Source organism: Amycolatopsis sp. FU40, assembly GCF_021903635.1.
GTDB classification, from domain to species: domain Bacteria; phylum Actinomycetota; class Actinomycetes; order Mycobacteriales; family Pseudonocardiaceae; genus Amycolatopsis; species Amycolatopsis dendrobii.
In genome coordinates, this window is sequence record NZ_CP091381.1 from 4350149 (window position 1) to 4373049 (window position 22901).

General features: G+C 69.8%; 6 protein-coding genes. All 6 read left to right on the forward strand.

Annotated features, from left to right (window positions below):
* Positions 1 to 15: 15 nt before the first annotated feature.
* The 6 genes from L3Q65_RS20790 to L3Q65_RS20815 are packed head-to-tail and all read left to right on the forward strand — an operon-like array spanning position 16 to position 22900.
* The gene (locus tag L3Q65_RS20790; protein ID WP_182896545.1) at positions 16 to 249 is read left to right on the forward strand and encodes a type VII secretion protein EccB; all 234 of its coding nucleotides are present in this window, start codon (positions 16 to 18) and stop codon (positions 247 to 249) included.
* Between the two features lie 17 nt (positions 250 to 266).
* A complete protein-coding gene (locus L3Q65_RS20795; RefSeq protein WP_237600580.1) occupies positions 267 to 2696 on the forward strand; it encodes a hypothetical protein in 2430 nt (809 codons plus the stop codon).
* Between the two features lie 19 nt (positions 2697 to 2715).
* Positions 2716 to 6003 carry a right-handed parallel beta-helix repeat-containing protein gene (locus tag L3Q65_RS20800; protein WP_237600581.1) on the forward strand — a complete coding sequence of 1096 codons (3288 nt, stop codon included), beginning with the start codon at positions 2716 to 2718 and terminating at the stop codon, positions 6001 to 6003.
* Positions 6004 to 6021: 18 nt separating this feature from the next.
* The gene (locus L3Q65_RS20805; RefSeq protein ID WP_182896543.1) at positions 6022 to 6420 is read left to right on the forward strand and encodes a YbaB/EbfC family nucleoid-associated protein; all 399 of its coding nucleotides are present in this window, start codon (positions 6022 to 6024) and stop codon (positions 6418 to 6420) included.
* Complete coding sequence (locus tag L3Q65_RS20810) at positions 6417 to 7214, forward strand: hypothetical protein (protein ID WP_237600582.1); 798 nt, start codon at positions 6417 to 6419, stop codon at positions 7212 to 7214. The genes L3Q65_RS20805 and L3Q65_RS20810 overlap by 4 nt, the downstream gene beginning before the upstream one ends.
* A 29-nt stretch (positions 7215 to 7243) precedes the next feature.
* Positions 7244 to 22900: a TcdA/TcdB catalytic glycosyltransferase domain-containing protein gene (locus L3Q65_RS20815; RefSeq protein WP_237600583.1), complete on the forward strand. Its 15657-nt coding sequence runs from the start codon at positions 7244 to 7246 to the stop codon at positions 22898 to 22900.
* Position 22901 lies beyond the last annotated feature (1 nt).

Here is a 22901-nt window from a genome sequence, read left to right on the forward strand (position 1 = left end):
CGAAGGAGCGCTGCCATGGTGCAGACGCAGAAGGACCACGTCGAGGCGTATTCGTTCCTGATCGGGCGGATGACCTCGGCGCTGGTGCTCGGCGACGCGGCCCACCTCGACGTGCCCGCGCGGCGGGCCTGGGTGGGCCTGCTGGTCGGGCTGGTGCTCGGACTGCTGATCGCGGTCGGGTTCTTCGTGTACGGGCTGATCGCGCACCACACCGGCGGGGCGGCGCCCGCCGTCGGCCGGCACGCCTGAGCGGAAGGAGGGCAGCCATGGAACTCTCGCTGATCCGGCGCGACGACGGCGCTTTGGAGAAGAAGACCGTGGGCAACGCGCTGGTCGTGCACCTCGCGCAAGGGATGACCGGCGAGGCGCAGTCGCTCGCGCTCGGCGTCGCCGCCGATCCCGACCACGACCTGGTCGTCGTCGACCTGCCGGTGGATTCGCCGATCGCGATGTGGGAATCGGTGGCCAAGGCGCTCCCCCGGCGCCGCCGCGGGGTGCGGCTGGTGATCGGCGGCCGTTCGCGCGAGACCACCGCGCTGGCCGGGCAGTGGCTGGCCGAGCGGATCAACCGCCCGGTGCTCGCGCCGGACGGTTCGGTGATCCCGAGCGCGGGCGGCGCGCTGTTCGTCCACGCCGGACGCGGCGGCGGCTGGGTGCGGTTCCGGCCGGGCCGTCCGCCCGCTTGGGAGGCGAAGCGGTTCCCGCGCCCGGCCTGGGATTCCGGGATCGCCGCCGAGCTGACCCCGACGAGTTCGCGCGGCGTCGCCGAGCCGCTGCCGGGCGGACTGTGGGTCCGCCCGGTCGGCTTCGACGCGCCCCAGCGGCACCACCGCACGGCGCTGATCTCCCGGATGCCCGCGCAGCACGACACCATGACGATCGTGCTGGGCTGCCCCGGCTGCCCGCCGCTGGCGCTGGACGACGCGGCCCGGCTGTGGGTGCAGCTGCCGGAGAAGGTGCGGGCCAAGGCGCGGTTCGTGCAGTACGGCCCGATGCAGGTGCCCGGCGAGGCCGCGATCGGACAGGCGCTGGCCGACCTGCTCGGCAAGCCGGTCGCGTTCTACGCGGGCGTGCCGGTCGGTTCGCCGCAGCTGCCGACTCTGCGGACCGTGCTGTACGACGGACGCCTCGGCTGGCGTCCGTTCACCACCGAACTCGGCTACGAACCGCGCTCGGGTGACGAAACGCCGCTGCCGGAGCTGCTTTCGCACCGTCCGCCGATCCACGGGCTCGACCAGGTGTCCCCCGCGGTGTACTGGTACTCCCCGGACGCGGTGGTCGAAGTCGTGCAGTCCGGTCTGCTGGTGCGGCCGCCGCAGGACGGCCCGTCGTCGGCCGCGATCCGCGAGATCGGCCTCGACGCCGCGGTGCACAACCTGACTTTTGACGCGGCGGACGAGGGTTCGGCGTCGCGGATGCGGTTGCTGGCGGAGGATTTGCTGGCGCGGTTGGACGAGCAGACTCGCCGGATGAGCCGGGTGCTGCCTGCTGCCGCGCTGCTCGCCGAGCGTGCGCGGCCGCGGGTGGCGGCTCGGGCGTTGGACGCGATCGAGTCCGGGCATCCGGCGCCTGTGGCGGTTGCGGCTCCTCCGGCGGCCTATCTGCCCGCGGCTCCGGCGGCGTTGGGCATTGCCGCGCCGACAGAGGTTCCTGGGGCGATCGCCGCGCCTGCTCCGGTTCCCGCGCCGGTCAAGCCGGAAGCCCCGGCCGAGCCTCCGGTCAAGGTTTCCGCTGCTCCTCCGGCGGCGAAGCCGATCACGCAGCTCGCTCCGGCCGACGTCGCTCCGGCCAAGCCCGTCGAACCGCCGGTCGCCAAGGTCCCGGCGCCGGAAAAACTTCCTGCGGCACCCGCTTCGGACAAGCCGAAACCGGCCCCGGCGGAGTTGCGTTTCCAGGAAACCCCCGGTGCGGAATCGACCGCGCTGCTGCCGAAACGCGGCGCGGACAAGGAACGCCAGTGGCTGCGCAAATCGCTCGGCGCGGAATACGGCCTGATGTCGAACACCGTCGCGCGGATCCTGTCCGAGCACCCGGGATTCCAGGGCGTGCTGTCGACATCGTCGTCGGCCGAGGTGCTGACCGACGCGGTGGCCGTGCAGCTTTACCTGTCCCCCAAGGGATCGACCATCGACGCCGGACTGCGGCGCGGCGCGAACGGTCCGCACGTCCCGGTCGCCCGGTGCGTCGTGGCCGGACTGAGCAGGCTGCCCTCGCACCGCGGTCCGGCGACCTTCGCGACCGAGCTGCCGCCGTCGGCGTGGCCGCTGCTGGACGGGCGGAAAGTGCTGACCGAATGGGGTTTCCTCAACGCACTGACCCATCCGTCGTCCGCGGTGGACGGCGAAACGGACGTGCTGGTGTGGTCGATCACCGGACGGCGCACCAAATTGCTGGAACCGAGCGAGGGCGGCGTCGAAAACCGCGTGCTGTTCGTGCCGGGCACCAGCTTCAAGGTGCTCGAAACGCGCAAACCGGCGGCGGGTGCGCGCGGCGCGGTGCTGCTGCGGGAGCTGACCGCGAGCGAGATCGACGAGACCGGGCGGGTGGCGAACGACCGGGCTTCGCTGGACGAGCTGGCCATGAACTCGCTCCGGCAGACGGTGCAGACGTGGGCGGAAGCGGGCGAGGACCTGGTCGCGACCGTGATGGACGAGCAGGCGGCGGAGCGGTTCGGGGCGCTCCCGGGCCTGGCGTGAGTGCGGAGAGGCGGAGACGATGAACCGACAGCTGCTCGTGGTCGGCGGCGACCGGCCGGGTGCCTTCGGGACCATCGGCGCGGCGCTGGCGCAGGCGCAGCCGGGGGCGACGATCAGCGTGCACCCCGGCCGGTACGAGGAAAACCTCGTGGTGGACCGGATGGTGTCGCTGGTGGCCGAACAGGGCGCGGGCACGGTGGAAATCGTGGCGAACACCGGGAGCGTGCTCGTCGCGAACGCCGAGGCGGTGCAGCTCAGCGGGTTCGTCCTCACCGGCGTCGACGACCAGCTGGTCACGGTCGACGTCGTGCGCGGCGAGGCGGCCCTGGACGGCTGCCGGCTGTCCGGGGCTTCGTGGGCGACCCTGCTGGCCCGGCTGGAAGGTTCGCTCGCGCTGCGGGGCTGCACGGTGACCAGCACCGGCGGGGCCGGGGTCGTGGTCGCCTCACCGGTGCAATCGGCCATCGAGGACACTGAGATCGTCGACGCCGCGTCGTCCGGGGTGGTCGTGGCCGAGACCGGATCGGTGCTGCTGCGGCGCTGCGCGGTGCGGGGCGCGGCGGGCAACGGGGTGTGCGTCAACGGCGAAGCGGTCGCGATCGTCGAGCAGTGCGAGATCGTCGGCGCGCAGAAACCGGCGATGGTCGTGGAACAGCAGGGGCGCGCGACGATCACTGGGCTGACCGTGCGGGACAGCGCGAACGTCGACCTGTACGTGACCAGCAAGGGCCGGGTTTCGGTGGCGTCGTCGCAGTTCCGGTCGGCGCCGATGCAGGCCGCGCACATCGCCGCGTCCGCCGAGCCGTTGCTGCGCGACTGCGTGTTCGCCGGTGCGGGCGCGAACGCGGTGCAGGCCACCGGAACCGCCGCACCGCAGTTCGTGGACTGCACCTTCGAGGGCTCACCGGTCACGATCCTGGTCGACGACCAGGCGCGGCCGCGGTTCGAGCGTGCGACCGTGCGGGGATCTACGCACACCGCGATGGCGTTCAGCGCGTCGTCCGCGGTGACCGTCGGCGGGCTGCGGATGACGCCGGACGGCGGCGTCGGGATCGTCCTTTCCGGACAGTCCACCTTGGACCTCGCGGACGCCTCCGTCGACACCGGCCGGGAAACCGGCGTGCAGGTCACCGAGGACGCCCGGTTGACCGTGGCCGACCTCCGAGTCGATTCGACGGCGGACAAGGCGGTCTCGTTCACCTCGAGCGCGTCGTCCTCGGCGAAGTCGGTGCAAGTGCGCGGCGGCGGGCTGCACGTTGCCGGCACTGCGGAGATCTCCTTGCAGGACTGTGAGATCATCGATTCCAGCGGGGACGGGATCACCGTGAGTTCTCCGCTGGCAGCTTCCCGTTGCCGGGTGCGCAACGCACGAGGGAACGGCGTGCGCGTCGGTGCTCAGGCGTCGTTCACCGAATGCGAAATCCTCGGCGCGGGCGAGGACGGCTTCCACGTGGAAACCACCGAGCCGGTCAGCATCCGCGATTGCGTGGTCAACGACGCCTCGGGCGAACTCGTGAGCGGCGAGCACGCGGACGTGGACAACCTGAGCACCGATTCCGCCCGGACCGCCGAGCCCGTGCCCGCCGGTCCGCCGGGCGACTTCGCGGCCGCCGACCAGACCGTGAGCGAGGCCGCCGGAGAGGTGCTCGAAGGCCCGCTGGGCGACCTGGAAGCGCTGGTCGGGCTCGCCGGGGTGAAGAAGGAAGTCACCGGCCTGATCAACCTGATCAAGATGTCGCAGATGCGCGAGCGGATGGGCCTGCCGATGCCGCCGATGTCGCGGCACCTGGTGTTCGCCGGCCCGCCCGGCACGGGCAAAACGACCGTCGCCCGGCTGTACGGCACAGTGCTCGCCGAACTCGGCATCCTGTCGAAAGGCCACATGATCGAGGTGGCGCGCCAGGACCTGGTCGGCCAGTACATCGGGTCCACCGCGATCAAGACGACCGAGGTCGTGGAGAAGGCCGTCGGCGGGGTGCTGTTCATCGACGAGGCGTACACGCTGAGCGCGCCGACCGGCGGTTCCGGTCCGGACTTCGGGCAGGAAGCCATCGACGCGCTGATGAAGATCATGGAAGACCAGCGCGATTCGCTGGTGGTGATCGTCGCGGGCTATTCCGAGCAGATGGAACAGTTCCTGCAGTCGAACCCCGGCCTCGCCTCGCGGTTCACGCGCACCATCGAATTCCCGAACTACAGCGTCGACGAACTGGTCACCATCACGACTGGGTTGACCCGCAAGCACTACTACGAGATGACCGACGACGCATTGGCCGCGCTGCGCGAGTATTTCGAGCGGGTGCCGAAGAACTCGACGTTCGGCAACGGTCGTGTCGCGCGCAAGCTGTTCGAGGCGATGGTGAACAACCAGGCCTCCCGGCTGGCGCTTCACCCGCCGTCCAAAGACATCGAACTCAACCGCCTCACCGCCGACGATCTTCAGGCCGAGCTGGCGCAGCTGCCTTCCGCCGCGAAATCGGCGGTTCCGGTCACCGCCGATCCCGCCGCCGCGGTCAAAACCAGTGCGGGCTGGAAACGCCTCAGCGGCTTGGTCGGCCAGAAATCGGTGCGGGAGAACGCCGAACGGCTCCTGCTCGAACTCGGCCGCCTGGCCCGCGAACGCCAGCCGCTCGGCCACCAGGCCAACCTGGTGATCAGCGGCAAACGCGGCACCGGACGGTCGGAGTACGCGAAACTGTACGCGCAAATCCTCTCCGAATTCGGCATGGCTCCGATGGGGCAATTGGTGCAGCGCAACCTCGCCGAAGAGCTTTCCCCGCAATGGCCCGGTCAAGCCGAACACCTCGTCCGGGCCGCCGTGGAGGACGCTTCCGGCGGCACCCTGGTGGTCGACCTGGACGGCGACTGGGACACCTCGCCGCACACCCCCGGCATCGAAGCCCTGGAAGCACTGTCCGAAATGATCGCCCGCCGCCCCGCCGACCCGGTCGTGGTGTTCACCGGCGAAAGCGACCGCGTCGGCGAACTGCTCGCCCGACTGCCCACCCTGCGCGACGCTTTCCCGTACGGCTGGCAACTCGGCGAGTACACAGTGGACGAACTCGCCGAGATCGCCGTGCGCCTGCTGGTGCGGCGTGGTCACGAGGTCCCCGGCGACGTGCGCGACGCGCTCGCCCACGAACTGTCCGCCGCGTCCGACCACACCGCGTACGCCGCGCATGAACTCGCCCGCACGCTGTCGGCCGCCGCCGCGTCCCGCACGCTCGCCGCCGCCGACCTGCGCGGCATCCGCCCGCCCGACACCGGCGCCATGGCCCTCGGGCCCGGCCTGGCCTCGGTCGGCTGACCCCTCGGGAGGAGACCGATGAGCACGCACTACGAAAAGATGCTCGAGGACGCGATGGCGGCCTACCAGCATCAACGCGATCACTTCGACCAAGCCCGCCAAGACGTCGAAACCGCCGCCAGCACCGTCACCTCGGCTCGCCGCGAGGTGACCGCGACCGTCGGCCGCACCGGCGAACTGACCGAACTTTCGTTCCCCACCAGCGCGTACAAACGCATGGCTCCCGCGGAACTGGCCTCGGTGATCGTGCAAACCGTCTCCGCCGCCCGGCAGAAATCCGTCGCCGCGGCCGCGGAACTGATGGCCCCCATGCTGCCGCCCGGCATCTCCGCGGAAGACCTGATGAGCGGAAAAGTGGACGTCAACGCCCTGTTCTCGGCGCGGGTGCCGGGATTCGACGAAGGGAATCTGCCGTGACCGACCAGTTTTTCGTCGACGCCGACGGTCTGGACGGCGGCCGCGACGGCTTCGACGGCAAGAGCGCCGAACTGCGCACGCTGGCCCAGCGGGTGCAGAGCCTGGCGAACCCCGGCCGGATCCGGGACGCGGCCGGGAACGACAAGAACGGCAACGAATTCTCCACAACGCACATCCAGTCGGCGGCCGAGATCTACAACGGCATCAACGCCTGGGCACTGGCGGTGGAAGCGACCCGCGACGCGATCGGCGACATGGCGACGTCGTTCCGCGAAGCCGACCAGGGTGCTTATGACGGATCGAACGCCCTCTTCAAGAACTTCACCGACCTGAACCACAAGGTCCAGAAGGCAGACGCCGACGCGCCGCCGACCGAGTACCAGCGCGGCGTGCGCATCCGGGGCAAGCTGCTGGGCAAAGCCCCGGAAGCCGAAGACGGCGGCGGCTGGACAGCGGCCAGGAGCGTCCGGGCCCGGATCCCGGATCGAGGCAAGGAACCCTTGCCCGAAGAGGAAACGCACTTGCGGCGGCTCTCGGTCGAGCGCCCTCTTCAGCACAAGGTGGTCGCTCGCGAAGGCGAGGTCGTCCCGCTGGAACCGGCCAAAGTCTTCGTCCGCTCGGAAAGGCCGGCTCACGCGGTCGAGGACAGCGTCGAGACGCCCGAAGGCGAGGTCCGCCCCCTGGAGCCGACCGAGGCGTGGCTGCCCGCCGTCAAGGGCGAACCCGCCGGCTGGGAGCCGGCGAAGTCGATCCCCGCCCAGCCGCCGATCACCCCGGACAACCCCGTTTCCTGACTTTCTTCGCTCGCAGGAGGTGCCCCGCGATGAGCCTCATGGTGGACCCCAGCCTGAACTGGGTGTTCTACATCATCGCGGGCGACGCCTGGCCGCAGGGCGACGAGGACAAAGCCCGCGAACTGGCCGCCGAATGGGACCAGGTCGCGCAGGAGATTTCCGCCGCGGGCACCGGTTTCAGCCAGCTGGCGGAGCAGGTGGTCTCCAACGTAGGCGGCGAGGTGGCGACCAACTTCGCCGACTACGCCAACAAACTCAGCACCATGGGCGCCGGTTTCTCCTACCGCGCCCAGCAGCAAGCCGCGGCTCTGCGCGAATACGCGCTGAATGTCGAGAACGCCAAATACGGCATCCTGATCTCCATCGCGGTCACCGCGGCGGACCTGATCTGGGCGATGACCAACCCGTTCACCGCCCCGCTGATCCCGGGAATCTGGGCAGCCGGGCGGACCGCGGTGATGCAGATCGAACGCTCGCTGATGTCGCGTCTGATGAGCCTGCTGTCGAGGGTCGCGCGCGAGGCCGCGCAGGAAGCCGCGGAAGAGGCGGCCGAGGAGATGCTCGCCGAGTTCATCCAGATCGCCCAGGGAAACCGGGACGGCTTCGACTGGAAGCAAATCGGCCAGAACGCCGCGCTGGGCGCCATCGGCGGCGCGTTCGCCGCGGGCGCGCACAGCGGCCTCGGCAAGTGGGGCCACAACGTCTTCGGCGCCGCCGGCGTGGAAGCGGCGACCGAGGTAGTAGTCGGACTGGCCGGCGCGGGCCTCTTCGGCGGAGACCTGGACAGCCTGGGCTGGGGAGCCCTGAACGGCGGCCTCAGCGGCGCCGCCACTCACGGCGCGCATCACGCGGGCCAGAACCTGCACGACAAGCTCACCGGCGGCGGCAACGACGGCGGCCAGGGGAAGGGCCCGAACGATCCCGGCGGGGAGAACGGGACCGGGAACATCAAGGTGGACCCGGTCAACGGCCCGAACGGGCCCGGCGGGTCCGGTGATTCGAGGGGTTTCGGTTCCGGGGATTCCAGCGGCTCCGGTTCTGGCGGTTCTGGTCCTGGAGGCTCCGGCGGCACCAACGGCCCGGGTTCCGGCGGTTCCGGCCCAGGCGGCGCCCACGGCTCCGGCCCAGGCAGCGCTGGTTCTGGAAACTCCGACGGCTCCGGTGGTCCCGGCGGCGCTGGTCCCGGCGGCGCCACCAGCTCCGGCGGCAACACCCCGCACAGCAACGGCCAGAACACCTCCCCCGACACCAACTCGGCTTCAGGCAGCTCCCACTCGACGGGCGGCCAGAACACCCCCCACGACGCGACGACCGGCGGCACCTCGAACTCCTCCCCCTCGTCCGGCACCCCGAACTCCGCCGCCGGACCGAACCCGACCGGCAGCTCCCATCCCGCAACCGACGGTCACTCGACGAACGGCAGCCCGTCAACCGGAGCCCCGAACCCCGCCACCAACTCAAGTTCGGCGAACGGCTCTCACTCCGCAAGCTCCCCCGACTCCACTTCGACGGGCGGCCCGAACTCCGCGAACAACGCCCCCAGCTCCGCCCCCGCCACCCCGCCGCCCGCCGCGGGCCCGGCCGGCCATCCCGCGCAAAGCCCCCACTCGCCCGGCAGCAACCCCGCCGGGGGCGCCGATTCGTCCGGGAACGCGAACCCCGGCACCGGCTCGAACCCTCCCGGCACCGCGAACCCGGGCGGGAGCACCGCCACCGGCCCGTCCGCCGACCACGCCCCCGGCCCGAACGGCAACCAGAGCCCCGTCCCCGCCAGCGGAAACCCGAGCACCAGTCCAGCCGCGAGCCCGGCCCCGAATCCGGGCGCGGGCACCGATTCCGGAACCCGCCCCTCACCCGGCACGAACACCAACCCCGGAGCCAACCCGGCCTCCGGGACGAATACCAACCCCAGCACCAGCTCAGGCTCCGGCACCAACCCCTCTCCCGGCACCAACCCCTCTCCCGGCGCAAACACGAACCCTGGCTCCAGCCCCAGCCCGTCCCCCAGCACAAGCACCAACCAGGGCCCCAGCCCCAACCCGTCCTCCGGCACGGACACCAACCCGGGCGCCTCCCCCGTCAGCCAAGGCCCGGACGGCACCGGGCACCACGCCGCCCCGCCCCCGTCCACGCCGGACTCGGTCAAGACCGGGACCCCCGCTCCGCCGCCGTCCGCACCCGCCGGGCCCCGAGACGCGACCCCCGGGTCCTCGGCGCCAGACTCCGCCACGACCGCAAACCCGCCAGCCACCAGCACAAACGGCCACCCGTCAGCGAGCAACCACCCAGCCTCGCCGCCCGCGCCCACCGCACCACACGACACCGGGCTACCCGGCTTCGGCCGCCAGGACACCGCCCCGCACTCCGACCCCAGCCAGGCGAACGGCTCCTCGAACCCGACTCCCCACCCCAGCCCGGACACCGCGCCAAGGCCGTCCGGCCACCCCAGCCCGGGTTCTTCGAACTCGTCGCCCGGCCCGAACGGCACCGCCTCCCCGGGCCCGTCCGTTCACCGCGGTCCCGAGACGAACCCGTCCCCCGACTCCGTCCGCACCCCGAACACCAGCTCAAGCTCAGCCACCAGCGCCAACCCGAACTCCCCCGACCCGGCCGCCGCCCCGCAGCCCAAGCCGGTGCCGCCGCCGACGTCGACCAGCGTCAAAGGCATCGACTCCACCCCGAGCCCCGCCCCGAAGACCACCGTCGACGGCGCGAACCCCGTCCGGACCTCGGTCGCCGGCCCCGGACCGACGACCGGCAGCCCCAACCCGGGTCCCCAGGCCAACCCGCCGGGCCCGGTCGCCAACCCGGATCCGGCAGCCAAGGCAAGCCCCGCCCCCGCCGCCGACCCGAACCTCACCCCGTCTCCGGCCCCGGGCCGGACTGCCCATCCAGGCCCCGGCACCGAGCCGAATCCAGCCACCAGCCCGGACTCCGCCGCCAAACCGAGCCCCGCCACCACGCCCGCTCCGAATTCGAACCTGGCTGCCCACCCAGGCTCCGGATCCGCTCCGGACCCAGTCGCCCAACCCGGCCCGAGCCCGGACCCGGCCACCACCACCGCCGATCCGAACCCGACCCCGGCTGCCGACCCGGATCCGAAGACAGGCACGGACCCCGCTGCCGGGCCCGGCTCGAGGCCGAACACTCCCGGCAGTCCACGCCCGGACCGCACCGCCGAACCCGCCGCGGCCCCAGCCACCGATTCCAACCCGAAGCCGCCCGCCAAGCCCGCTTCCGCACCGAGTCCGTCGGCTCACCCGGCTCCGTCCGCCACGGGCCCGGCCTCATCGCCTGACTCCGGTCAGAAGTCCGCCACCTCGGCGAAGCCGGCCACCGCCGCCAACCCGACTCCGACCGCCGCCAGCCCAGCCTCACCGCCTAACCCCGCCCGGAAGTCCGGCACCGCAACGAATCCGGCCACCGCCGCCAACCCGACCTCATCGCCTCATCCCGGTCAGAAGTCCGCCGCCTCTCCCAAGCCGGCCACCCCCGCCAACCCGGATCCGGACGGCCCCAAGAACGGCCGACCGCCGTCACCGGCCAAGCCGATCGGCACGAAGCCCACTCCTGCCCCGCGCCCCCGCGGGGACACCGCCCCGCGCCGAGACCTCCACACTCCCGTCGCAGCACCCAAGAAGACCGAAGCGAAGCCCCAAAACCGCAACCTGCACACTCCGGCAGCGGCGCCGAAGAAGCCGAACCCCGCCACCGGTCCGGGGCCGAACGCCGGGAAGCAGCCCCCCGTCACCGGCGGCAAGGGAGACTTCGCGCAGCACCTCAAGAACTTCAAGTTCACCGTCGTGCACGAGACCGGCATCATCGGCGACCTCGGCACTCGCAACGAGAACAACCAGGACAGCGTCGGCGTGGTAGCCACCGTCGCCGCCACTCCCGACGACAATCTCCAGACTATCGCGGACAAGTACGCGGCCGGGTTCACCGGGAACTCCTCCGACGGGCGGTTCGGCCTCGTCATCGGAATCAACGGGACGCCGGGGTCAGAACAAGCGATCAACCAGAAGATCCAGCAGTTCCGGAATACCTGGGACAACCGCTTCCCGGTAGCGATTATCGGGTTCACCTGGAAACACCCGAGCAACCCGGCCATCGACCAGAAGACCATCCCTTACGGCGGCATCCGCGAAACGATGGTCCGGAATCCGGTCACCGAGAAGCTCACCGGGCAAATCCGGGAAGCGGGCGGCGCCAACGAGGTCTACCTGCACACCGGCGACGCCGACGTCCACTCCTTCAACACCCGCACCGGGCCGTTGTTCGACGCGGTCAACACCGTGGTGCAGCAGAATCCCGAAGGGCCGCCGGAGGTGATCAGCGGCGGGTATCACGTCCGGCCCGAGGACGGGGATCTCGCGAATCGCGCGGCACAGTTGGATCTCGACGTTCGGCAGGCGCTCGCCGCGGTCGACTCCCGGACGGTCTACTTTCCGGAGCCGAACACTTTTGTCCGGATGCAGGGGAACAAGCTCGAGAACGACGCGACGTTCGGCACCAAGAACCCGAACACCGGCAATTTCGACTACGGGGCCAAAGAAGGCCAGGGTCTCGTCGATTCGGTGCTGGCGCAACGCAACCCGAGCTGGCAATACAGCGACCATCCGGAGGCGATCGCGAAATTCTCGTCCGATCTCGCGATCCAGACCAACGGTGCGCGCATCGCGGGCAAGGTCGGCACGGACCCGAACGGGATCACCGCGCTGGCTCAAAGCCACGCCAACGAAACCACCTGGTCCGACCTGATCGGCCATTACCTCGGCAATCACACGGCTCTCGACCCCAACCTGGCGAAGATCGCCGCGAAAGCCGCGTTCCACGGGATCACGCCGAGCGGGCCGCAGCCGAACCGGCCCGAGGTGTTTTCCGAGGTTGTCGCGAATTTGCCCAAGAACGAGCGCACGTCGCTGGTCAAGGGCATGAAGGAGAACGTCGAGGACGGCAAGAAGCTCGCCGGTCTGACGCTCGCCACCCGGCAGGCGCTGGTCGACAATCTCAGCGGCAACCGGCCGGCGAACACGCAGACGCCCGCTGCTGCGCCGAAAAACAACGGGGCGAAGACAGCGCCGAAGCCGGAACCGAAGACTCTGCCGGGGCCGAAGGATTGGAATGGCCGCCGCGACACGGCGCCGGTCACGCGGTTCTCCTCGGAGCGGTTCGACCCGATCAAGAAGATCGCCGAGCAATTCACCGGGAATCGCGCGGGCCTCAGGGGCGGGCAGCTCGCCGGAGCGATGGCGCACATCCGGTTCGACGTGCGCCGGTTCGAGATCGCGCCCGGGCAGTGGGTGCGCGAGCACACCATTCCGATCGATCTGACCTCGCATTCCGGGTCGGTGACGCCCGAGCGGCGAGAACAGTTCGTCAACGAACTGCGGGACCATCTCCAGGAGTGGGTCAATCAATCGTCCCGGCTGCCCGGCGGGGACCAGCTGCACCTCCGGCTCGACATCCGCGTCGCGGACGACATCCACCCGGACGACACCAGCTGGCAGGCCGACCCCCGCCGCCGGATCCCGGTGAACCTGCACGATTCCACTGTGGACCCGGATACCCCGGACACCAACCAGCTCAACTGGGACGTCCGCGATTCGCCCTTCGGCGTCACGCACGAGCTGATGCACTTCCTCGGCCTCGGCGACGGCTACCAGAACGACGAAATGCTCTTCAACCGCGAGGACCAGCCTGGGGTGATGGGGCCGGACGCCTGGCACGATTCACGGCTCAACCAGGGCAATCTCGCGCAGATCGAGCAGGTCTCGAACACCGCGAACATCCGGGACCACCACCTCGGCGACGCCCCCGCGCCGAACCCGCCGCCGCACCGGAACGATCACCGCGAGCAGCCCGATCCGGGAGGCAAGCCGAATCTGCACACTCCCATCAAAGCCCCGCAGGACACGAGCCCCGGCCCGGCGAGCGAACCCGCCCCGGGAACGCACGACCAGCAGACCGGCGTCCAGTTCGACTCCGAGCGCGGCGCCCAGGCGGTCCGGGAAAGCAACCCGAAAGCCAGCGAGACCGTCGCGAACCGCGTGAAACCCCGGCAGTTCACCCCCGACGAAAAGGCCGCCGTCGCCGACGCGCTCAAGCACTACGCCCCGATCATCGGCGACCAGCGGCAGAATTCCTCTCGTGCTGGAATCGAGCAGGAAGTCCAGCACATCGGCGCGGTGAATTTCGGCATCGAGAACGGGCAGCTCTCCCCTGGCATGGCGGGCGAATACATCGGCTCGCACCGGACGGTCAACATTTACGCGATGGCCGGATTCGACCGGGACTTCGGCGGCGGCCGTCGCGAGGTCGAAGGCATGGTCACCCACGAACTGTCCCACGGCCTGCTCAAATACGCCCTCGACGACTACACCGAGCACGTCGGAGTCTGGAACGAGGACAACACCCCGAAGCGGGCCCCCGGAGCCGAACCGCCGGCAGATCCGAAGTTCCGCAGCGATTTCGAGGACTTCGCCGGCTCGATCCGCACCCATCTCGCCGCCCCGGGCAAGCTGGCCGCAGACGCGCCGCGGCGGTCGGACTTCATCAAACAGCTCGAAGACTCCCATCCCGACGTCTTCGCGAAACGCGGCGAAGCCGACCTGATCCGCGTTCGCGCCGCCCGGATAGCGAAGGAACTCCGCGCGGAGAACCTCTCGGCTTTCAACGAGCACACCGGATACTGGACCGCCGACGGCTTCCCGGCCTTCGACGGCGAACGCCCGATCACCCGCTACGGCGCGACGAACCCGAACGAGGACATGGCCGAAACGGCCAAGTTCTATTTCCTCGACCCGGACCGGTTGCGAGCCGAAGCCCCGCAGCGCGCGGCGTTCTTCGACCAGCTGGTCTCGGACTGGACGCCGCGGCGGGACGACGCCGTGCTCGTCGCGGACGAGCAAACCGAAGAGGAGCCCGACACCCGCCCCCTCGCCGACCGGCTGCCCGAGTTCGTCCGCGACGGCAAAGCGCTCGGCTCCGTGGTCCCGGTCGACGTCCGCGGCGCCAAGGACGTCGGCACGAGCATCGAGAACCTGATCCACCGCCTCACCCCGAAGCAGCAGCACCCGCCGCGAATCCACGGTGTCGACGCGATTGCCGATTCCCTCTCCGGTCCTGAGTTCGAGTCCTTTATGGGCGACGGCCGCAAGCAGATGGTGCGCGCGGGCGAGAAGTGGTACGAGGTGCACGTCACCGCGGAGCCGGACTTCGGCTCCGTCGATGCCGGCCAGATCGCGAAACTCCCGCAGCCGACCATCGGCGACGTCAAGAACGAGGTCAAGACCACCCACGCGAGCCCGAACACCGACACGACCGCGAAGGTCGTCGGCTCCTCGTACTTCGCGATGTTCCCGGCGGGCCCGTACGCGTCCGTCGGCGGCACCGCACAGCTCGCCAGTCCGTCCGCGGAGCACACCGGCACCACGACCGGCACCGATCAGCGGGTGATCCGCACGGCGGGCGACATGCAGCGGGCGGACGCTCCGGTCACCTATCGGATCACGGTCCGCAACGAAACCGGCGGCCTGGTCGGCTCCACAGTGGACGGACAAGTCGGACTCGTCCTCTCCGCCGACTTGGCCGACCTGAAGCAGGAACAGACGGCCGGGCCGGCGGAGCCGAAGCCGGACTGGGTCAAGAAGATCGAATTCCTCTCGCCGGAATCAGTCGACTTCGACGAGAACGCGCTGTTCGATCAGGTGAGCAAGAACCTGCATCCGTCGGTGACGAAGTTCGGCGCCCCGGGCCGCACCTCGTTGCGGGAATTCCTCAGCCGCGGCGGCGTCCGCGGCATGCTCGGCACCGCGATGCAGGGCAGTCCGGTGGTGTCGAACGACCTGCTCAGCCCGCACGGTGCGCACCGTGACGCCGTGCAACTGGCGGCGCGGCCGACGAACGTCGAGTACCTCGGCACCATCCCGGGCGACAGCGAACTGCGGTTCAACGATTCCTCGGTCAACGGCGGAAGCACCACGGTCTCCTCCAAATACGGCGGCGAGGTCAACGCGATCTTCGGCGGCGGTTCGTATGTGCCCGGGACGGTCGGCGGTGTCGGCGGGGTCAGCGGCAGCTATTCCCGGAAGGTCAACCAACAGTCCACAAGCGGCACCAGCTTCACCAGCAAGTCCACCGTGAACGCGAAGGGCGACATCGGCCTGTACAAGGTCACCGTCGACCTCGACGTCACCACCTCAACCGGGGAAAAGACCACCGTCCAGGCCACTTCGTACACCCGGATGGGCTTGCCCGAGGCCAAAGCCCAGGGTCTTCCGGTGCCGAAGAACACCCCGGCGAAGTTCAAAGACGTCGGCGCGCGCTACGAACCGCCCTATCTCGCGGCGGCGATGGCGGCAGGCACCGCGCGGCCCGGGTCGTTCGAACCGGCGACGCGCGTCCAGCCACAGATCGAAAACGCTCTCCGGAACCTGCCGGGCGCGGACAAGTTCCTGCCCCGCTGGGACAAGTTCCAAGGCGACAACCAAGGATCCAGCCGGGACATCTCCGAGCGGTTCGCGAACCTGCGGAAGATCACGTCCACGTTCTCGGCCGCCTCGCTTCGGGGCAAAATGGACAGTCTGTTCTCGCAAGGCGTTTCAGCGCAGTTGAAGCGACGCGGGCTGTTCACCGACGAGTACCTCAACGTCACCGTGAAGGCGAAGCCCGGCCCCGGCCGGCACCTCGGTCAGGCAGACGGCCGTTCGATCAAGAACAGCAACGAAACGAGCCCCTCGCTGACCAGCGCGACCACCACCGAACGAGGCTGGTCGGTCGGCCTCGAAGGCCGAGTGATCATTCCAGGCGCCACGGCGGGCGCGAACCTCGGGATCAGCCCGACCGTCAGCCCGCTGCAGTACTCGGACAACCGGACCTGGAAGAACTCCGGCGGCCCGACGGTGACCACGGCGACCGGCAAGGGCGGCAGCCCGGATTCGCAGGTCTTCGAGCACGACGTCGAGTTCGAGGTCGAGATCACCAGCTACACCCGGCACCGGCCGTGGGTGCGGCGGCTGACGCCCGGATCGCCGTTCCGGGTCACGCCGAAGGTGTCCACAGTGGCCAAAACCGGCGATCCCGACCTGCCGAAGATCGACGGCAAAGTCGATTTGTGGATCAACGACGGCGCCGCGCTCGCCAAGGACCCGTCCGAGTTCAAGCCAGGCAAGCCAGGCGTCGTCGCGATGACACCGAACGAAACCCCGAGCATCGACGACCTGCTGACCCAGCAGCAGAACCAGACGACGCCGAAGTTCCTGCACGTGGAAGCGTTCGCGAACACCGAGGCGGTGCGGGACGAGGCGTTGCGCCAGCTCCAGCGCGCGGCCGGCGGCGACGCGGTCCTCGGCCTGCCGGGCAGCGAGGCGCGTGCCCGCGTGGACCGGATGTTCTCGCCGGAGAACTTCCGCGGCCTCACTCCGAAGCTGCTCAAGCAGGGCGGTACGGCGAACGGATTCCGCTACGACCGCCGCGTCGCGGACCGCGTCGGCGGCCTCGGCATGGGCATCTCGCTGAGCAATCCGAAGCTGGTCGCGGTCTCGGAAACCGGCGGCGGCGACCGGACGTATTCCGGCGGTTCGAAAGCCGGCTACGAGGGCACGCACAAGCAATCCGTCGAAGCCAACGTGCAACTCGGCCTGACCGTCCGGCCGATCGGCAGCGACACACACGGCCAAGGCCAGTTCTTCGGCACCGCGAAGTGGAGCCCGTGGCAGCGCAGCTCCGGTTCGTCCCACGAGATCACCGCCAGCGTCGACCACACCAACCGGTCCTCTTCGGACAGTCGCACGGTGCTGGTGCAGTACGACACGAACGTCCGGCTGATCGCGGAAAGCCGGCAGGAAGGACTGGTCAACGGGTCGATTTCCCGAGCGGGCGCGGACGTCCGGCTGCCCGGTTCGGTCTTCGTGGCAATGACTGAGGACGAGGCACGCGCGGAGGGGTTGCTGCCGCCGGTCGAGCCGCGCACTCCGGCGCCGGGCAAGCTTTCGGCTCCGCCACTGGTCGGCGGCAAGTCCAGCTCGCTCGGTTCGGCGGTGCTGGAAGACGCTCCCAACCTGACGAAGCTGGTGCAGGACGCCCGGCAGCAGCTCGGCAAACTCGGCGACCGGCTGCTGCCGAAATCGGTGCTGAACGATTCGATGAACAACCTCCAGCGGACGCTCGACACCGCCTCTCCGGAAGCGGTCACGTCCCTTGTGGACGGTGCGCTGGACGGCGGGGTGTCCTTGGTGGCCCAAGACCCGGGTGTGCTCTGGACCGACAACTACCAGCTGCTGCTCAAAGCGAAGATCCTCGACACTCAGTTCCTCGGCGTGAAGCACGACGGCAGCGAGGTCGACCACGTCGTCAACTCGACTCGGACGGACAAGAAGAATTCCGGCCGCGGCTCGTCCTACGGCGGGCAGGTCCGCGGTGCCGGCCGCGGTCTGTTCCAGGACAGCCAGCCCAAGGTCAGCGGCTACGACGGCGCGTACCTTGGCGCGTCCGGGACCCGCGCGAAGACCGACCAGACCGTCGAGAACAAGACCACGACCACGGCGTTGACCTCGTCCTCGAGCGGACCGTCGGCGCGGTATCAGCACCAGGTCCAGTTCGAACTGGTCGTCGCCCGCGACGGGCGCACCTACCCGGTCGCCGCTCAGGAGGCGACCGTGACCGCGCGGTCCTCGGCGGACGACCACCGGATCTCCGGCGACGAGCAGTACCACACCAAACTGTACGGCTCGCGCACGACCGAACTCAGCGCCGCGGAGTCCGCTCCGGACCGTCTCGAAGCGTGGCAGCAGGAAGGTTTCGGTCCCCTGCCGAAATCGTCGACCGTCGAAGGGATCCGCGGCGCCGCGGACGTGCGGGCCGCCGCCCTCCGGGCGTTGCGGCTCGCCGGTGCGGGCAACGGGCTCACCGGACCCGGCACCGGCGCGCACAACACGCTCTCGTCCTCGATCACCAACGAGACGTTGCAAGCGCATCTCCCGAATATGGTCGGCACACCGTTCGCTACCCCGGATCTGCATTCCTCCGCGGTGACCGGGAGCAGCCACGCGTCGGTGAAGGTGTACACCCGTGTGGTGAAGCCGGAGCTGGCCGGGCTGAGCGATTCGGTCAAACTGGAGCGTTCGGACCAATCCGGGTCCACGTTCACCGGCGAGGCCAAGGATACGGTCACCGGCGAGCAGCAGGGCAACATCGGCACCGGCGGGATCACCGATCCGGGCCGGAACACGCACGCCTGGGGCGGGCTCGACGTGCGCGGCCCGGTCGGGCAGAGCGATCCGACGTCCAGCACCGCCGCGGCGCAGCGGTCCGTCGTCGGCAAGGACAAGGGCCGGACCGGGCTGGTCGGATTCGACGTCGAGTACCGGATCGTCGCGACGGTCGACGGCAAGACCGCGGCGGTCGAGGTTCGGGTACCGCAGTCTTCGCGGACGCGGATGAGCGAAACGGACCTGGAGCAGTCGCTCGGCGAACCGTTGCCGGCCACGCTCGCTTCAGCGCAGGACACGGTGAAAAAAGCCGCCGAAGATTGGCGTACCGCGGAAGAAGAACTCGAACAGGCACAGCGCGACTTCGACGATGCGTGGCTGGCCGAAAACGACAACGTCCGCACCACGGCCGATAACGCACGCGGGCTGAACCTTCCGGCCGACGGCGATCCGGTGCGGCGAATGCGGCAAGCGGTGCAGTCTGCGCAGAACGAAGCTCGTGACGTGGGCCAGGCGCTGCGCGCGGGCAACGACGAGATCGCCCGGCTCGACGAACTCGACGAACAACTCCTTTCGCTGGCGCTCGGCGAGGAACCTGGCTCCGTCGCGCAAAGCGATCTGGTCGCGCGGGCCTGGGACGCGCAACGGCAGGTCCAGCAAATCCGGAACCAGCAGGCTGACCTGGTCCAGCAGCGGCAGGCGGCGCAGGATCGCGCCGCGGAAATCCTGGCGGTGCTGGACGAGTACCGCAACAACCGCACCGACCACTCCGCGCGGCAGGACGACGCGGCCAACCGGATCCAGGAAGCCCGCGAGAAAGCCGACGAGGCGCTGCGGAAATGGTGGCAGGCCAAGTCCGAAGCGGACAGCCGGATCAACGCGCACACCTGGCCGCGTCCGCCGGAGGACACGCCGGAACAGCACCGCGAAGGAACCGTCGAAGCGAACGACACAGTGTCCGGCTGGGACACTGACACCGATCGGCCGTACAGCTTCGGCCCGCACGAGATCCAGGTCCGCCAGATCACCGACGGTTCCGGCCGGGTTCGCGCCGTCTCGTTCCTCCCGGCGAACGAGCACACCGAAAGCGTCGAGCGGGACTGGGTCGCCGCCAACTCCGGTACGGTCAGCACCCTTCCGGAAGGCGCGACGCCCCAGAAGTTCGACCCGCTCCTGAAACAGGCCAACGAAACCAAACCGGAACTGTCCGGCCGCCGGTTCGGCGAGTGGGCCGACCACACCGCCGCGCCGTGGGACGACGACTCCCTCTTCGTTTTCGCCCACGGACGCGAACAATCGGTCAAAGTGACGTTGCTGGGCGGCAAGACGGTACGGGTCGACGGCGATACGTTCGCCCGGATCGTCGCACAGGCCGCTCCGCTGGCCCAGTCCCATTCAGTCACGCTGATCGCGTGCAGCACCGGCCAGACCGACGGGCCAGGAGGCCTGGCCCACGACTTCCAGCGCGCACTCAGCGAACTCGGCGGACCGTCCACAGTGCACGCACCGACCAAACCGGCGTTGTTCGGCCGAGGCTCGGCGACACTCGGCAGGGCGATCGGCGCGACAGCCGGTTTCACCGCAGTCACCGACGGCGGTCACTTCCGCACCTTCGGCAATCCTTCCGTCCAATCCACAACAGACACCGCGCCGCCCGTCGAGGAAACCCGCTATTCCTCGCCTGAGGATCTGGTGGCAGACCTTCGCCGGACCGCAGTCGACGGCCCGCCGCCGGCACCGTTGCTGGGACCGGACCTGTTCGGCCTCTACCGCGCGCCGGAGCCGCCGGAGTTCTCGCGGGGGCACGATTACCGCAACCTCACCGCCGGACAGTGCATCAGCTTCCTTGACCTGCTGGACCTCGCCAAGGGCTACCAGCTGAGCAGCGAACACCTGGACCCGGCGAACCTGGACGACAACCGAGACTGGACCTTGGAGAAGGAACGCCCGGACGAGCAACTGTCCGCTTGGGCGCCCGGCGACGTCGAACCGCTCGCCAAGACGACGTCAACACCGTTGCTGATGCACGCGATCTGGCTGGGCGGCCCGCTCAAGGACGCCGGCACCATGCACACCTTCCGCCGCAACTTCGGCGACGCCGCGGACCGGCTCGGCGACGGCATCGTCCCCGTGCTGTGGACGGACGTGCCGCGCTGGCAAACCGAACTGGCGCTGACCAGCACCGCCCCGGAGGAGGGCCCGGATCCGCTGCACGACGTCCGGGACCTGCTGCGGTGGGCCACCGAGCACCGCGTCCAGCTGGTCAATGTGGACGAAGTGTTCACCAGCGAGCATCCCATGCGGACACAGGAGTTCTATCTGTCCGAATTGGCCAAACAGACCGGTCCGGGGTACGCGGCGGCGAGCGACATCCTCCGGCTGGAGCTGATGCACCGGTTCGGCGGCCTCTACACCGACGGCGACAATGTCGTGCACGGACTGGACGACGTCGTCCGCGCCGCCCGGTCCGACGCCGGGTACGCGGTGCACCGGGTCGGCGGGAACATCGCGAATTCGGCGTTCACCATGTCGAAAGGACATCCGTTCGCCGCGTCCTATTTGGACCAGCTGCGCGACAACTACGGCCAGACGCAAGCGAATCTGATGCCGCGCGAGGCGGACTCGCTCGGCCAGGGCTTCTTCGCCACGCCGATGGGCCGGGTGCACCGGCAGTCGGTGATGTACCGCTCCGGCCCGGTCGCGATGACCGAGACGGCCCGGCGGATCGGCCTGAACTCCGCGCTCGAACTGCCGGGCATGACGGAGGTCCGGATGAACAGCGACCACAGCTGGCTCCTGCCGCCGCAGGGCGATCCGGCCCCGCTGTCGGACCGGTTCGAGACGCTGGAGCTGACCCAGCGCGTGATCCAGACGCTGGTGCGCGGCCTGCACAACCGCGACGGCGACCTGCATCTGACTGCCGTCGAGCCCGCGGTGCGCCGGCACGCCGATCCGGATCTGGTGTGGCAGGCGGCGTTGTCCTACATCGCGGCCGACCCTGAGCTGTCCGCCCTCGTCCGCACCGTGACCGACCGCAGCAGCTACACCGGCAAGGTGCACGACGTCCCGCTGCCGCCCGCTGCCCGGGCACTGCTGACCATCGACGACAGCCGCGTGCACTACCACCTCGGCGAGGTTCAGCGCGCCGCCACGATGCACGCCGCCGACGCCGTCCTGGTCGCCGATACGCCGCTGGACAACTTGATCGACACGCTGCGTTCGACGGACGGCCCGGTCCCGCCGATCGAGGTCACCGGAACCGGACCGGACGGCCGGGCGCGCGCCACCGCCGCGGCGCGCGAACTGGCCGGGAACCTCGCCGACGCCCTGGGCACCGGCGTGCTGGACCGCGTCCCGGTGAAGATCCGAGTGTCCGAAGGGGACGGTCGAGTCAGGATCGCTTTCGGCCCAGGCGCCGAGATGTCGACTGGCACGCCTGCGCCGACGGTGTTCCACGGTCTCGACGACGGACCCGCGCCCGCGACACCTCAGCCCTGGACACAGCACGGTCGCACCGTGGGGGTGCACTACTCACAGTCCGATGTGTCCGTCCCTAGTGGACCGTCCGTCTTGACCACCGACGCCACCGCGATCCGAAACTTCACTGAGCAATTGCGCACCGACGGCACAGACCGCCCAGCCGACGCGGTCACCGTCCGGTTGCCGGCGGCCGAGCACCCGGCTGCGCACTACTTGCTCGGCGACAGCACCGACACGGCGTTGATGATCGAAGAACTGGTGCGCACCGCCACGCACCGCTGGTGGTTCCGCCCCACGCCGCCGACCGGACCGATCGCGCTGAGCGACCGGGACGGCACCGCCAAGCTGCTCGGCTGGGTCCTCGCGGAACTCAGCCGCGGCGAATCGGCGGCTTCCCTCGCCGAGGACGTCGCGCGGCACGAACGACCGGACCTGGTCTGGGCCGCCGCCCGCGAACTCGCCGCGCTCCACGGCGAACTGGCCGAGCAGCACGCCGTCCTCCATCTGCACGGCGTGACCGACACCCTGCTGGGCAAGCCGGACGCCGCCGCAGTGCTCAACGACCTTGCCAAGGCGATCCGGGACGGCGCTGACGTCACCCGGATCGCCGAGGCAGTCGAGATCCTGGAACGGCATGGTGCACTGGCCCCCGTCCTGGACGCCCCCGGCGGCCGGGCCTTGCTGCGCGAAGAAATCACCCGGCTCGCCGACCGTCCGAACCCCGACGGTCACGCCCGGGACCTGACCGCCGTCGTCCGGAAGCTGACCGAGAAGAACCTGTCCGCAGACGCCTTCCGTACCGCACTGCGGAACGCCCTCGACGGCCCGAGGACGCGACCGGCCCTGCACCGGCTGAGCGTCGTCGGCCTTGGCTGGCTCGACCGGTGGCACACCGCCGCCGCCATCCGCCGCTACCAGGCGGAAGAACGCGCGGCGTCCGCCCGCCAGGCCGCGGAACTGGCCGAACTGGCGGAAGGCGGTCCGAGCCATGAGTGAA

What these genes read in the sequence shown, in the direction of transcription:
- L3Q65_RS20800 (WP_237600581.1), top strand. Translation starts at nt 2,716, where the DNA reads ATGAACCGACAGCTGCTCGTGGTCGGCGGCGACCGGCCGGGTGCCTTC.
- L3Q65_RS20795 (WP_237600580.1), top strand. Translation starts at nt 267, where the DNA reads ATGGAACTCTCGCTGATCCGGCGCGACGACGGCGCTTTGGAGAAGAAG.
- L3Q65_RS20805 (WP_182896543.1), top strand. Translation starts at nt 6,022, where the DNA reads ATGAGCACGCACTACGAAAAGATGCTCGAGGACGCGATGGCGGCCTAC.
- L3Q65_RS20790 (WP_182896545.1), top strand. Translation starts at nt 16, where the DNA reads ATGGTGCAGACGCAGAAGGACCACGTCGAGGCGTATTCGTTCCTGATC.
- L3Q65_RS20815 (WP_237600583.1), top strand. Translation starts at nt 7,244, where the DNA reads ATGAGCCTCATGGTGGACCCCAGCCTGAACTGGGTGTTCTACATCATC.